This is a genomic window from Methylobacterium phyllosphaerae (genome assembly GCF_001936175.1).
Classification (GTDB): domain Bacteria; phylum Pseudomonadota; class Alphaproteobacteria; order Rhizobiales; family Beijerinckiaceae; genus Methylobacterium; species Methylobacterium fujisawaense.
On sequence record NZ_CP015369.1, the window covers coordinates 18,409 to 32,749 of the forward strand.

13 protein-coding genes are annotated in these 14,341 nt (G+C 62.2%); 6 read left to right on the forward strand and 7 right to left on the reverse strand.

Annotation, left to right across the window (positions count from 1 at the left end):
- Positions 1-806: 806 nt before the first annotated feature.
- Entirely contained in the window at positions 807-2,402 is a 1,596-nt protein-coding gene (locus MCBMB27_RS28415) for a restriction endonuclease (RefSeq protein ID WP_083683997.1), read from the reverse strand.
- 106 nt (positions 2,403-2,508) lie between these two features.
- Between MCBMB27_RS28415 and MCBMB27_RS28420 the strand changes: the two genes are divergently transcribed.
- Positions 2,509-3,021: a hypothetical protein gene (locus tag MCBMB27_RS28420; RefSeq protein ID WP_075382240.1), complete on the forward strand. Its 513-nt coding sequence runs from the start codon at positions 2,509-2,511 to the stop codon at positions 3,019-3,021.
- 783 nt (positions 3,022-3,804) lie between these two features.
- Here MCBMB27_RS28420 and MCBMB27_RS28425 read toward each other — a convergent pair.
- Entirely contained in the window at positions 3,805-4,464 is a 660-nt protein-coding gene (locus tag MCBMB27_RS28425) for a ParA family protein (protein ID WP_075382241.1), read from the reverse strand.
- Positions 4,465-4,700: 236 nt separating this feature from the next.
- Between MCBMB27_RS28425 and MCBMB27_RS28430 the strand changes: the two genes are divergently transcribed.
- From MCBMB27_RS28430 to MCBMB27_RS28445, 4 genes are all read left to right on the forward strand, one after another.
- A complete protein-coding gene (locus tag MCBMB27_RS28430; RefSeq protein ID WP_075382242.1) occupies positions 4,701-4,970 on the forward strand; it encodes a type II toxin-antitoxin system ParD family antitoxin in 270 nt (89 codons plus the stop codon).
- Complete coding sequence (locus MCBMB27_RS28435; protein WP_075382243.1) at positions 4,963-5,253, forward strand: type II toxin-antitoxin system RelE/ParE family toxin; 291 nt, start codon at positions 4,963-4,965, stop codon at positions 5,251-5,253. Before MCBMB27_RS28430 ends, MCBMB27_RS28435 begins: the two co-directional genes overlap by 8 nt.
- A gap of 485 nt (positions 5,254-5,738) precedes the next feature.
- On the forward strand, positions 5,739-6,554 hold the full coding sequence (locus MCBMB27_RS28440) for a helix-turn-helix domain-containing protein (RefSeq protein ID WP_075382244.1): 816 nt from the start codon (positions 5,739-5,741) through the stop codon (positions 6,552-6,554).
- Positions 6,555-6,728: 174 nt separating this feature from the next.
- A complete protein-coding gene (locus MCBMB27_RS28445) occupies positions 6,729-6,950 on the forward strand; it encodes a hypothetical protein (protein ID WP_075382245.1) in 222 nt (73 codons plus the stop codon).
- Between the two features lie 2,139 nt (positions 6,951-9,089).
- Here MCBMB27_RS28445 and MCBMB27_RS28450 read toward each other — a convergent pair.
- The 3 genes from MCBMB27_RS28450 to MCBMB27_RS30020 form a co-directional block, all read right to left on the reverse strand.
- Positions 9,090-10,085, reverse strand: coding sequence for a DUF4424 domain-containing protein (locus MCBMB27_RS28450; RefSeq protein WP_075382246.1), 996 nt, complete (start codon positions 10,083-10,085; stop codon positions 9,090-9,092).
- 304 nt (positions 10,086-10,389) lie between these two features.
- Entirely contained in the window at positions 10,390-11,076 is a 687-nt protein-coding gene (locus tag MCBMB27_RS30015; protein ID WP_139231668.1) for a hypothetical protein, read from the reverse strand.
- A gap of 47 nt (positions 11,077-11,123) precedes the next feature.
- A complete protein-coding gene (locus MCBMB27_RS30020) occupies positions 11,124-12,038 on the reverse strand; it encodes a hypothetical protein (protein ID WP_139231667.1) in 915 nt (304 codons plus the stop codon).
- Positions 12,039-12,598: 560 nt separating this feature from the next.
- On the opposite strand from MCBMB27_RS30020, the gene MCBMB27_RS28460 reads away from it, so the two are divergent.
- A complete protein-coding gene (locus MCBMB27_RS28460) occupies positions 12,599-13,189 on the forward strand; it encodes a recombinase family protein (RefSeq protein ID WP_075382248.1) in 591 nt (196 codons plus the stop codon).
- Here MCBMB27_RS28460 and MCBMB27_RS28465 read toward each other — a convergent pair.
- A complete protein-coding gene (locus MCBMB27_RS28465; RefSeq protein WP_058607160.1) occupies positions 13,151-13,558 on the reverse strand; it encodes a hypothetical protein in 408 nt (135 codons plus the stop codon). The genes MCBMB27_RS28460 and MCBMB27_RS28465 overlap by 39 nt on opposite strands.
- A gap of 317 nt (positions 13,559-13,875) precedes the next feature.
- Positions 13,876-14,112: a hypothetical protein gene (locus tag MCBMB27_RS30025; protein WP_139231666.1), complete on the reverse strand. Its 237-nt coding sequence runs from the start codon at positions 14,110-14,112 to the stop codon at positions 13,876-13,878.
- Positions 14,113-14,341: the final 229 nt, after the last annotated feature.

Consider the following 14,341-nt stretch of genomic DNA (forward strand, 5'->3'; position numbering starts at 1 on the left):
CGATAAACGCCAGGAAAGAATTCGAACAAGTGGAACGGCTGTTCAGGGCGGAGAACGAGAATTCTATGCCGAAAGGTCGGGTCTGCTGAAATCGGCTGTCAGGACCCTAGCGCTCGCCACCTTAGTTGGCGCGCTGTTCTTCGCTGCATTCTACTACGTCATAGCGCACGCTGGTTTGAACAAACGTAGCTGCGATGTGGGTCTGTTCATGACTAAATGCATCGAATGAATCCTCGCAGTGAAGCGGCAAGCGAATGTTCACGATCATCGTCTAGTTTAATGCGGCGACCCATCGAGCAGACACAATGATTAGTCTATATCACTTTTTCTATGATTTTTTCTTGGATGTCCCAAGTTTCAGAATTGCCACTATGCGAAGTATAAAAATCTTTCTTGTCGCAATATCACTACTTGCGCTTTGCATGCTTATGGATATCTCGGCTGAATACGCTGCGATCATTGCTTTATTCTCAATGTTTCTCCCGGCGCTCCTAGTTTCTCAATATTATCGGCAGCGTTCCAGGCCGAATCAAAGCTAGACGACGCTACTGCCTTACCGATCGCTTTGGGTTGGGAGCGGGGTTGACGTCCGCTTCAATCTATTGCTGCTCCGATGCGGACGGGCAGGAAACCACCCAACCCAGCCGATAGGGCGCCCCCTGAAGCGGTTCGTTATGGACGGTTATGCGCGGTAGAGTCCCCTCGGATGCCGGGACCTGAGATATCGAACCAGCTTAAGCGCAGTGCGATTGAGGCATACCCAAAACGAACCCACTGGGAGATGCTGGCGGTCAGCAACGAGCTGCCTACTCGACGGCGGCATCAATCCACCCCTCCGGAGCCTGGATCTTTGCTTCGATGCCGGCGTGCTCCGAAAGGAGTGAGAGTAGGTTCGCTCCACTGATCAGCTCAAGTGGCTTGCCGTTGGCGAACTCGAATGCCGCCTTACCGTAGCCGCTCGTGCTCACGAGGATGCCTTTCGAGGCGCCTTCGTTCATTACGGTGCCATAGAGGTCCCGGACGGCGCTGACCCCGACCGTGTGCTTGTAGCGTTTGGCCTGGATCACAACCTTGCCGCCGAAGATGGGGCGCTGGTCGAAGGCCACACAGTCGACGCCACCGTCGCGTGACGCCTGCGTCAGCCGCGCTTCGAGCCCCATGCGCTCGAATAGATTTGTGATCAGGGACTCGAATTCGCCGGGTGTCAACTCCATCAGGTTGGGCCGACTGTCGAGGGTCGAGAGCACGTCCGCTTCTTGGATGAAGCGGTGATCGACCATGTTGATGTCGACGATCGGCTTCACCGCCACGAGATCGGAAGGGTGGCCCGAGACGTGGGCTCGGAGCTGTTTCAAGCAAGTGGTTGGCTCGACGCGGTCGAGGTTAATCTGGGCGAACTGCTCGGCCGACACGCGTACGGAGACGAGACAGGGGCGGATCGGTCGACCCGTCGCGCGATCAATCGTCGAGACGAACACGCTTACCACCGCGCTCTCAACCACCCGAGCCTCGTCCGAGTCGAAGGCTTCGTGTAGGAGGCGCAGGGCGGTCTGCGCCAGCACCTGAGCATAGAGGGCCTGTCGTGTCTTCTCACTGCGCTTGGTCTCGACGATTTCGTCGTTAGACCGGACGTAGCGGTACTTCTCAACCGTTGGGATCGCGTCGTCCATCGCGGGGATCTCGTAGTCGACGACGAGCTGCTTGGACTCCGGCGAGAAGGCGATGCTGTGCTCCTGTGGAAAGCCTTCGGGGTACTCGGAGCGCTGGAACACGGCTTCGAAGTAGGAGACGACCGCCTCTGCATCCCCTGCTTGATAGGCATCTCGCAACGCCGTGATCTCGGTGTTGTGACGTTCCGCCTTGGCCTGCAGGTCAGCCAGCGCAGTGGCGCGCCGCTGTCTGACAGCGTCCAAATCAGCCAAAAGCGCCTCGTGGGACGTCTGAGCCTGCTCTGACAAACGTCGATGGCGGGTCCGCGCACCTGGTATCAGCCGCCCAAAGAAACCAAGCGGCGCGGGTAGCAGCGTATCCAAGGGCGGTACTGGAGTGAGCCTGAGCGATAGATCGCTGTCGAGATCCCTGTCCGAGACGTGCTTCAACAGGGCGTCGAAGTCCACTGTCAGATCGGTCGACAGCGCAGCGCGCAAAATACCGTTCAGCTCCTCAATCTGATGAGCTAGCAGATCGTTCTCCGACTGCGCCTCTTCCTGACGCGCTTCGAGGTAGGCTTGGCGCTCCAGCTTATCCAACTGTCGAGCCGTCTGAGCGGCTGCGCGTTCCTGTAACCGCGCTTCCTGCGCAGCTGCGCGAGCATAGCGCGCCTCAGCGCGTTCTTGGTTCCTGCGGGCACGATCAGCTTCCCTCGCCATCTTATTGAGGGTGCTGATGAAACTCCGAGCCACTGCGATCCTCCGATTGTTGGTCGGAGGATGCGACGCTTAAGCTAGGGTTGTCGAGGGGGAGGCCAATTCTATCTCCCGAGTCCGGATGTAACGCTGGAACAAAGCGATGCCGTGTGACGGTGCCTCGCGCTGTTATGAGCCCATCACCGATGAGCACCTGCAACGCCTCGCGCAGCTCGTGCTGCCCGTGTTCGAAGGGCTGTTTGACCGCCGCCCGGACACATCCGGCCGCTACCGGGGCCGGCTCCTGATGCTCGCCCTCTGTCAGGGCGCGGCGCAGCACCGGGTGGACGGCCGACACGGGGTGAAAGATCTCGACGTGTGGGGTTTCTTCCGGCCGCATCCGGGCGGCCGCTTCCCTGTCCGCTGGCGGAAGACGTGCGACTTCGGCCCCTCGGCGCTCGGCAACCACCCCGACGATACGGGCTACACCGGGCGCCGGATCGACGTTCTCGGCCGCTCCATTGAGGCAGAAGCCGGCGAGAGTGGTGCAGGAGATGTCCGGCGCTACCTTGCCGGTGCCCGAACGCGAACGGCCTGGCATCTCGCCCAACGCCCCGTAATCGGACTGTACCCGGCCCCGCTGTTCGGCACGCAGGTGTGGCCCGTCGGCCCCTAAGATTTGCTCGCGGACCCGCCTCACGGTGATGCCGACTGGGTATCGATGGGGCGCGCTGCCTGGCACGTCGAAGATCATGGAGCGCCTCCGCGGCCTGCGCCATCCTCTCCCCCGCGGAGGATATTTCGGCCCTCAATAAGGGCCTCTTCCTGGCTTCCGGTAAGCGACTGGTATCGGAAGCCAGGAAGTTGGCCGGCCAGGCGAGCGCATACAAATCGATTGTAGGATCGCGGAAATGCTTTGGCCGCTTCGCTTCCGTGCTTTTTCGTCTGCGGAAGTCGGAAGCACCAGGAGGCTCAGGGGAGCAGTGATCTTGTAGGCATGAGGTGGTTTATGGGTCGCTGTTCCCTGCAAAAAATATTTTGCGTGAGCGATGTGTTTGCTCGCTCGATTATCGTAGACGTCTCCCGTCTTCTGGAACGGCAGCTAGATCGACGTTGTAGCCCTTTGCGGCCAGGGCCTCGAGGACGAGATACTTCACTGTCACGCGGCGGTTCAGCGCTTCCTGACGTAATGCGGTCCAGACTGTGTCAGGTACTTCGAATTTCAGGGTTGCCGCTTTCGAGGGGGCAAGAGGGGTTTTGGGTTCTTGAGTAAAAGGGCCCATGCCCTTTTGAGCCTCTGTCGCTACTGACGTAGAGGGTTCGGTCTTCAGCTCCGGTGCGGAGGAGGGCCGGGTGAAACCCAGATCTCCGGTAGCCTCGGCGAGTTGTTGTGCGTCCTCAGGTGAGATACGCGGCCGCGGCCGCGGTGCGGGCTGAAAGGAGGGCTTCGCCATTGCGTTCAGACCTCTTCCTGCTGAACTGCTAGGATTTCGAGGAGTTCGCCGAGGGCTCCAGCAACCTCCTGCAAGGCTTTTGGGTCACCGTCGGGGTGCGATGGTGTAGCGCCAGTGAAATGGATCGCTTGATAAGCCGCGCGCTGGATGATTTCTGTTCGTAGGACCGGGATATCGGCGGATTGAATTTCTTGCCGTGCGTGCTGCGCTACGCGGCTCTGAAGGGGTGACATCTGTGTCAGGGCTACTCGGGCAGGGATTGATCGACGTAGCATCTTCTCTGCGCGCCGGACGACCTCATATGTGCGAAACACCTCCTGCAGGTCCATGCCTGAGATTTTAGAAGGTATCAGTACTAGGTCGCTTTCGGCGATCGCATATGTGACTGCCTGCGATGCTGCGCCCTCAAGATCTACAAACACGAGGCTATAGCGTGAAGCAGCATCGGCAATTCGGTCGAGGACCGTCTTCTCGGTCACGCCCGTGATTACATCCACGCTGCAATCCTCACCGGCGCGCTCTCGCCAGGAGGAGACGTGTCCGTTTGGATCGGCGTCGATGATGGCAACGCTGCCGCCCTGCCGAGCGTACGCATCGGCAAGGCAAATCACGAGCGTCGTTTTCCCGACCCCACCTTTGGTACTGCAAACGCTAATGACGGCCATTGCTCAAGCCCTCTGTTGCCCTTGTTCCCCTGAGCCCAAACGATCAACAGACCATTAACGCTAGAGCCCCAAAACGCAAATACCCATTCGGGTATTAGCGCAACTGCTCAAAAAGGCATCAGAGCATATGGGCTTCGGGCCTAGTGGGCGTTAGGCCGATTGCCCGTCAAGCTCGCATAAGGATATTTGTGAAAAACGCTTATCGTGGGTACGCTCACGTTGAGGACGAGGCCCCCATGGCGACCATGACCATCTCTCTGCCCGACCCGATGAAGGAGTGGATCGAGGCGCAGATCAGGCAGGGCGATTTCGCCAGCACGAGCGACTATGTCCGCGATCTCGTCCGCCGCGATCGGGAGCGGCGTGCCCATCCCGAACTGACGCTCGAGGATCTGCGCCGGATCGTCGATGACGCGCGCGCCAGCGGACCGAGCCGGCGCAAGGTCCCTGAGATCCTCGCACGGGCGAAGAAGCACGCGCAGGCCGATCAGATGCCGGATGAGTGACTATACGCTCACGAGGAGGGCCGAGGCGGACCTCTTCGACATCGCCGTCCACGGCTACCGGCAGTTCGGTGTCCGCCAAGCCGAAGCCTACGCTGCCGGTCTGGAGCACGCCTTCCAGCTTCTCGCCGACAACCCCGGCATGGGCCGAAAGGCCGACGCGATCCGCCCAGGCGTGCACCGGCACGAGCATGCCGCGCACGTCATCCTGTACGAGGTAGCGGCTGACGGCGTCCTGATCCTAGCCATCGTCCACGGCCGCAGCGTGAGGCGGCTGGCCCTATAGGGGAGGGGCGCGGCTGAAGGACGGCGTTGGCCGGTCATCTCTCAGACGGTTTTCGAAACCAGCAGGGCCGATGCGGCTGGCTCCAAGATCGCCCTTCAGCGCTGTGGCGGCGATTGGCTCTCTGGCCTCCCCACCACGTTCAGCGATCCGGACGAAGCCTCAACGTTGACTTAGCCGTGCCCGCCAGCCGACATGCGATGTCCGGCTACGCATCGCCTCGCGCGAGTCGCCGGCACCATCAGGAGATCACGCCGCCGCAAGTCGACCCCTGAAAAGCCAACGGCCCCCCAGTCGCCAAACTGGAGGGCCGTCGAAAACGTGATGGCCTGTGAGGCCGGTGTGACTGCCCCTCACAAGCCATGAGACGCCCCCGGGCGTCAAGCGAAAGCGCCAACTTTCGCGACGGTGAGGCTTTGCCTGTGGACCGGACGCCCTAACCGGCGGCTCGGAACGACCTGTCGTGGCCCGACGAGGGCCGAGAAGGGATGTTTGCAGAAGAAATCCGCCGCGCCATCGAGGCGGCGAGCCGAATCGCCCTGCCGCAGGTCACGGCGCAGCTCTGGCGCGCGTTCGGGGACGGACACATCACCGAGGCCGAGGCCGAGAACCTGTCCGCGTTGATCGAAGCGCGCACGCTGACCGGGAAGGCAGCCCGTGTCGGTCAGCCGTCGAGCCCATTGGGGCCGCAGCCGGCCGAGGCTTTCGATGCCCCTCAGGCCCTTCCAGGAAGCGCCAGGCGGTCTGTGGGCTCACGCCCGCGCACGGATGCCTCGATGGAGCGTCGCCGCCGCTGGGCGGCCTCCGGGCGGCTGCCACCGGGGTTGGCGGCGCGGTTCACCCTGGCCGAGCAGGCGGTGCTGGCGCTGGTGGCGGCCGAGACCACACGCCGGGGCGATTGCCGCCTCGCCGTCGGCCACCTCGCGGCGATCGTCGGCGTGGCAGAGACCACCGTGCGCAACGCCATCCGCGAGGCCAGAAAGCTCGGGCTGGTCACCGTCGAGGAGCGGCGCATCACCGGGTTTCGCAATGACACCAACATCGTCCGCATCGTCGCGCCCGAATGGACGGCTTGGCTGCGCCTCGCCCGCAAGACTCATCCCGCGCACCTGCCCCAGCAGGCTGCTTTGGCTGAGGGGGGAGGGTGCAAATCCCCAAAGCGCACGCATACTCAGGTTCTAAACCCGTTAGATTCGAAGATAACCCAACCGTCAAAAGGCTGCCGGAGGGCAGCGGGCGACCTCGATCGTGCGACACCTTCGAGAATCCAACAGGGTGGTGGGAAGGCCAGAGCCATGCGCTGAGGGTCTGAACCCGGACGGTCTGACGAACGCCCTCCGCCGTCACAGCATCCTTGGCTCACCGGCACACAGCCGGCCGATCATCTGTGACCGCGCGAATCCGCTGACACGCGGACGTACGTCGACACGGGTGTGTGGCTCGGCTAGACGCGCCGCTCCCGATTCAGGAGCGGCTCGATGCGCCATGACAGGAGCGATGACCTGCCGGCCCTGCTTCTCGCCCTGGCCACGGAGAATGCCGAACTGCGCGTGCAGCTCGGCGAGGCCCAGGACCTGCTGATGGAAACCGCCATCGACGCCGGACACCTGCACGCCCGCATCGAGGCCGTGCAGATCGAGCGCGACGCCTGGCACGCCCAGGCCGAGCAGCTGCAAACCCGCCTCCAACGGGTGGGCTGATCGGCGACAAGCCGAGCTTGGCCTGCTACACCGCGGCCTCTTCCCGCAAGGTGCTCGAGGCGTTCGCGACACCGCACGGCACCGTGGCGGGCAAGCGCGCGACGACAGGTGACCGCGGGCCAGTTCCCCTCGGTTCGCCCGTGACCCCTCGGCCGGGCGGTCGCGTGAGGGTCGGCGCCCCGGTGGAACTGGTCACCGCACGCGCCGGCTCACGGCCCACCGATATGCCGGGCTGAACCCGCGCGGCATGTCCTTGGCATGGGGAGGCAGATCCGCCGCAAGGCCAGTTGGGCCCACGATGCACGTCGACCTCGAACAGGCCGCCGAACTCAACCCTCTGGCCCAGCGATGGTCCCGTTCGCGTTCCGCCGGTTTGTTGAAGCGGCTTATGTGCTCGGGGTCGCCGGGTTGTGGTTCGGGCTTGAGCGCGGACTTGCGCGGCGGTTGTCGTCGGACCTGAGGCGAGCCGTGGTTGGGCTTACCGGATCCGCGGGCTTCTCCTTGTCGGGACGATCCTACCAGCCTTGAGAGGCGCTGTGTGGGACGGCCCGATGTTTGGATCATGTCCTGCTATCCCCCGTCCTTCTCGTTGCGCTTCCTGGGTCAGCTTAGTGACGGCTTGCGTCCCCGACCGTGGTGCGCCTGGTTGGGGGATGCGGGCTCTCGTTGTCAGCACACACCACGCACCTCCGGAGGGCTATTCGCGGCCAGCGCTCGGGAAAGTGATAATCATAGAACGATTTAGGCTGGCCAGAGCCAGGGTCGATTGCCGGCCCGAAGCTCACGTCCGGACGCCGGAGGATCCCTGCGATAACGATGCCGACATGGGGTGATCAGCGACGCGACAACCGTCCGATATGCCCCGCACACGATCTGCCTCGACGTACAGGCATAGGCGCGACAGCCGCGCCGCGTGCCGGACGCAAGCGACAGTGATGCCGGGAACAGCTCGGCCATAGTCCGGAGCATAAAGTCGGGCGGCGACGCGTACGTTGCGGGTGCGATGTGTGGAAATCGTCCGATATGCTCGGAGCAAGGCCGGCAGATCCCGAACACGAATGGAAGGCAAACCGGAGCCAAGTCGATCGACATCCGGGGGACGACCCGACGCACAGTCTGAAGTAGCTTCAGACCTCACACCGTCCGAGGAAGAAGGGAGAGGTGGATCCATCGGGTGATACGGGCTGATTTTTTGCCGGTTCGGCTCGATCGAATGGAGCGCCACGGCTGCCTGCACCTTCAGTGCGTGTGGTGTGATGCCCTTCTTGCTACCGTATCACGACCGTCTTCTACCGCCTCTTGCCGGACCCGGCCCGTACCCTGCCGTGCCGCCACTGACGTGCCACGTCGCCGTTCAGGCTGAAACCGGATCCGACGGCGCCGCCATCCATCCGCTGTAGCGTCTGCGCAGTTGAGGAAGGCTGCGCGCACGACGGGCTACAAGGACCCACAGGGTGCCTGTCGTTGCCAGCAAGTTTGCCAGTGGTTTGCCATAAGCTTGGGGTATCACACCACACGCACTGAAGTGTCTGCCACCCCGTAGACCCGCCGAAGAACCCGGCTGCGCGGACAGTGTCGGGATCCTCGACCGTCCGCTCGAAGCGCAGCAGACCGAAGCAACCTGCAGCGACGTGAACCATGGCGACGTGTTTCAGGATGCTCCGAAAGGCTCGAAAATGTTCTCTGCACACCTGTGCACCAACGGAGCGGGAGCGTCCTGAGGACACCGGCTTCGACCTGGATGCCAAAACCGCCAGCCTCGGCCCTTTCGCATAAGGGCACGATATGGTGCGGCAGTGCTTCCGTGGGCCGTTGGGACCCAGTGCGCGCCGGGAAGGCCATCGTCCAGGCTGTCCGTGAGGACGGCGTGCGCAAGCTCTGGCGGCAGCTCGCCCGCGAAGGGGTAAGCGTCATTGTCAGGCCACAGCCCTGTGGGGCTGCAGGGCGTAGGCCCAGGGCAGCAAGTCATCGAGGCGGCTCTGCGGATGGCCGGCGACGATGCTCATGTCCTCCCCTCGCCAGCATCGGCAACAGTTGCCAGGTTGGCGCGGTCCAAAATACCGATCAGGTCACTTGATCCTGATTGTCGGGCTGCCGCGAGGTCCGGCCCTTCGCGTTCAATCCGTCCGGCGGCGGGATCTACCGGATCCCTACGGGCGCCGAACCTGGCCGGACGATCAGCACGCGCAGGTCCTGGTCGGGCACGTAATCCCGGGCCTCCCAGCGAAACGTGGTCGGCCCGGTCTTTTGGATGCCCGTGCGGCAGAAGCTCATGACCGCCTCCGGGCTGCCCTTGTCGACCGTCAGGGTGAAGCGCCCGATCGGCGCAGCCCAGTTGCGCGCCGTGGTGACGATGTATGGTACCACGGTAGCGTGCAGGTAGCCGCCAGGATCAGCCGCCCGCGCGCGCAGGCGCCGGATCGCCGCGAGCCCGGCCTCGTCCAGGCAGTAGGTCGTCCGATAGGCCGCACGGGACGCCTCCTTCATGTCGAGGAAGTGGAAGCCGTTCACCGGTGCATAGCTGTGCGCGATGCGGACCTCCTGCCCCACCGGGAAGGTCTGAAGCCAATGGAACTTCGCCTCGCTGCGCCAGAGCCCCTCGGTCATCCGGTCTGTTGTCCCCGCCACGTCGGGAAACAGGCCAGCCTTGACCAGCTCGCCCCATTCGGCCTCGCCGATCCGCGTCTCGGCCGCCCGGATCGCATCGAAGCGCAGCGGGTTCAGCGGCAGGCCATGCTGGCGGAGCAGGTCCGTCACCTCGCGCTCGCCCACGAAGGCGCGCTCTTCCAGCTCTGGCGCGATCGGCTTTCCATCCACGGTGACGGTGAAGCCGACGAAGTTCGGGGCCTCGGGGTGCGGTAGCGCTAGGGCCGAGAAGCTGAGTTCTCGCCCGTCGATCGGCGGCAGCGGAAATGCGATCCGGACCGTGCGTGGCTCCTGGCCCTGATTGCGAAACAGGTAGGCGACGCTGATCCGGTCGCTGGCGATCGACAGGTCCTCGCTCGCCAGTACGATCCCGGGCTCGCGCCGCAGGACGAGGCCGCCGGCATCGAGCTCGGCGGCGCTGTCGTTGGCACAGGCAGGGGCACCGAGAAGGCCGGTGACGAGCAGTGCAGCGGTGAGTGGTCGGAGCATGGTGACGGGCTCGTGCGACGGCCGGTGCCGTCGCGGGAGACTAGTGTTTGGTCGGGCGTGTCGCAAAGATTTCGGCCGGAGAACATTGTGCTTTTGGGAAAGGCGCATCTCGGCGTGATAGGGCAATCTTAGGGGCGTAAATCAGCCTCATCGAGCCCGTTGAAACGGCTGAGAAGTTCGATAGCAGTTCGCCGAATACCCTGTCCGGATAAGATTATCTCGGCTGTTCAGCAGTTACGACAGGCCCTCGAAATGCACCCGCAGGCCGGGAAGCTGCTATCTGACCCTGGGCTGTGACGCCCCACTACCATACGATGTAACACTTCGTTTCCTGCGTGCTTCGTAGTGTGCCAGTTTTCAGATCGAAGAGATGCTTGCGTGTCTGACGAAACGTGGCGCCCGAAGCATGCTCGCTTTGCCGAACCTCGCCTTCCAGCTCTTTCCGATTAGAGCAATTATTGGCATTCGATGACCCGGTCGGGATCCATAGAGTGACTGAACCGTCGCCGATGACGACCTGTTCGGAGACGTTCTTTTCTAGCACCTGTTTCCTGTTTTTCATGTCGTAGACTGCGAAAATTCGCTCCGGATCTGCCGCCGTACCCGAGTCCATCAAAACAAAATCGTTCCGAACCCCAATGACGTATTTTGCATCTTCAGAGTATTTTCCTTTGTTTTCCGATATCCAAACATCGCCCTTTCGCCGGTCCCAATTGCAATTGTCCGTATCAATGTTGTTTTTCTTGGTTCGGAAGAAGATGTCCATGCCGACGTTGGCATAACGATCTCTCGCAAAAATCTGATATTTATCTTTATCGTAGCAGACAGATTTGTACTCGTCAGCGTCGGAATGCACTGTGGCTATGAGCAGCATGCCGGTGATAAGACCCGATCTCGCCACGATGCGAAGGATTGTACGTGGAGCAGAATGGCGCATCGGACGACCTCGGTTTGGTAGAGAATGGCTCGTGTCGCTGGTGTAGTCGGCCACGACCGGGAATGGCGGCGCAGGATTTCTGCTGATCCCGCGGGAGTCGGTTAGCGGTAGCCAGCGTCCGCATCGCGCCAGCGGAAAACATGCTGCCACTTGCCGCGACGGCTTTTCAACAAGATGTCGGCGTGACCGTAGGTTCTGGACGGCAGAACGATCAGGAGATTGGCACTTTCAGTCACGATGTGCTCGCGTGTACCGTCCTTGTGCCAGTTGCCTGCCGTCATGCGAAACGCGCTCATGGGCGCAGCCAGAACCCGGCTCAGGTGGTTGCCGGTCGCTGAGAAGAGGTAGAGCGCCTCGTATCGGGACATCCCCCCCGAGTAGCCATAGTTCCAAGCGCCGCGGATGCCGAACGTGGGCTGACCCGGCGTAAGCACATAGGCCGCGGGATCGAAGCCGACGATCTCCGATGGTTTGATCCGACTGTCGCCCGGCGCATCCTCGACGTCGTCGGGGGCGCTGTTCAACCCTGTGTCTCGCCAGGAAACAGCACCGTCCATGTCGAGTGGCCCAGCGAGCATCTTGGGTGGCTCGCCTGCGCGGAAGTGCAAGACGCCGAGATGCACGGACACGGCTGTGGTCGACGAGAACGACTGGCAGCGGGTGTCATTCGCATCGTGCGGGATGTCTCCGCCGGTACAGAGCAGGGCGGCGTAGGTATCAGGAAAGCCTGCGAGGCTTTTGACGCCCACGGTGTTCAGCGGTTGTGTGTCGGAGGCGGGTCGGAGGAGGCGCTCGACGTCGGCCGCAGTTAGACCATCCGGCAACTTGGTGCCAAAGCGGTCTGGGGTTGGGGTACCCGTGATCTGCTCGGAAAAGGTACGCAGCCCTTCCGGAGTGGTGATAGCTTTCTCGACGGCGCCAAGCGATCGTACTTCGGTCCCGCAAGCTGGGCCACCGGTGGCTAAGGATAGAGCAATACCCGCGACCGAGACACAAAAGCTAAAAGTTTGTCTCATCGAAACGGCATCCTTCCCGACGTTCCGGTAAGCCAACCCATTTGGACATATCCAACGTCAGTTTATGTATCACCAAAGATATTTTATGAGTATGATCACACATATATACCAATCACCGACAAGAAAGTGCGAATTCGCACTGATCTACCAATGATACTCATAAGTTATAGAATGATGCCTCATTACAGCCCTGGCGATGTACGTCATCCCATGACACCTCTCCACCATGGTAGTTCCCGACAAGTCCGGATGCGAGGTGTGGATCGACGGTGGCTGGCAGCTCGTACCGCTGACCGAGGTGCATGCGCTTTACCGCGCTGCTGAGAAGCGCTGTCCGGAATGTCGCGGCCGAGTGCGCCCCAAGGTGCTTTACTCAGGGCAGGGAAGCGTCGCAACGATGCCTCACACGGCACACGATGGCTGCACACGTGTGCCGAAACAGTATACCGTTGCGCCTCGACGCGGTGGCACACCCCCGACGAGTGGCAGAACGGTCGGTTTTGATTTATGTCTCATGGCGATCTGCCAAGCCACCCTTCTGGCACAGAATTGAACCCCCGATGGCCCGTTTCGGCTACGCCCGCGTCTCCTCGACCGATCAGGACCTCGCCATCCAGCTCGCCAAGCTCAAGGCCGCCGGCTGCGAGGTGATCCGGTCGGAGAAGATGTCGGGCAAGTCGGCCGACGACCGGCCGGAGCTCGCCACCGTCATGCAGTTCCTGCGCGAGGGCGACGAGCTGGTGGTGGTTCGCCTCGATCGGCTCGGCCGCTCGACCCGCGACGTGCTCAACCTCGTGCACGAGTTCGACCAGAAAGGCGCCGCTCTGCGCATCCTCGATCCGGAGCTGACCACCGGCGGCGATGTCGGCCGGATCGTCGTGACCGTGCTCGGCATGGTCGCCGAGATGGAGCGCAAGTTCATCCTGGAGCGCCAGCGCGCCGGCATCGAGGCGGCCAAAGCCGCCGGCGTCTACGCCGGCAAGGGCCGGCCCCGCTCCATGCCCGAGGAGGAGATCCGCCGCCGCCACGCGGCCGGGGAGGGGCCGACCGCGATCGCCCGCGCCCTCCAGATCTCACGACGCAGCGTCTATCGCGCACTCAAGGACGTGGCATCACCAGGCACGGTCGCGCCGTCCCCGAAGCAGGTATGACGGCTGCGGCTCGCGACCGTCAGATGAGTGGTCGATCGAGCTCCAGAAGCCGTCGGGCGACGCACTGCGCGGCTGCACGGGAGCATACCCGCCGTCCCAGTTGCGAGGCCTCACATCAGCGATGAGCTTGGAGCCAGTGTCGTAGCTATACATCCCACTGCGGTTGCTATCGGCGGGGCGTCGCACGGCGCTCAGGTCAGTGGTGATGTCGACGGGGGTCGTCTTCTTGGAAGCGCTGCGCGGCGCGCGCTTCACGGTCACGGTCACGGGCTTCGCGTCGAAGTAGTCACGGTAATCCCCGTACGACTCGACCGCCATCGCGCCGACCGTCGATCCGAAAAACAAGGCGACTGCGAGCAACGTCTTCACTATTCTACACCTTCTGCCTGTACGCTGGCATCTAGCAGATCCGAATTTACGTCGGCCCGCCGAACTATGTAGGATTGTAGGCGATCTTCTAGGGATTGCGGTGACGTGCAGCACAAGTCGGATGCCGCTCATGCAGCACATGAGAGCGGCTCTCCGGCTCCCGCGAGGCTTTTGATTTTGCCCCGCCCGGCCGTTCCGGTTTCGGCTCCGTCATGCCCCCCGCGTCGCTGGTCGCCGGGAAGCGCCCCGCCCCGAACAGCCGTGGCCTGCCCCGAATGGATCCGGAGCGGGCTATCGAGAGCACGAGGGGCTGTATCTCATTTGCCTTGGGTTTCCAGCCCGCGCGCATATTCGAGCAGATTTTCGCGCGCCTGCGCCGTTTTTAGCCGCCGGCAGATATGAAAAGCCTCATTGGCGTCATTGAGTATGCGCTGCTCGGAGCCTTCATCGAATAGAAAGCTGATGCAACCACCCTCAGATGGCTCGTGAATAGGCTTTCGAGTCTTTAGTGCCTCACCGGAGGTTGCGGTCAAAAATGGTAGGTTGTCAGTCAAATCTGCCCCCTAAATCGTGATCTCAATGCTGAAACCATTCTATGGGGGCAAGATTTAATGCAGACCACAATGTTTCAGAGGAATTTATTTCTTTTCTTGTTGTGGATAGCCAGGAGGATCACGAGCAGAGAGAGATGCCGTGTGCAGAGGTGTGGCTGGCGGGCTCGCGCATGTGTTCAGCGTACCGGAGCACCCGCCCTCCATTCGCGAGCTGTCAGCGGCGGCAATC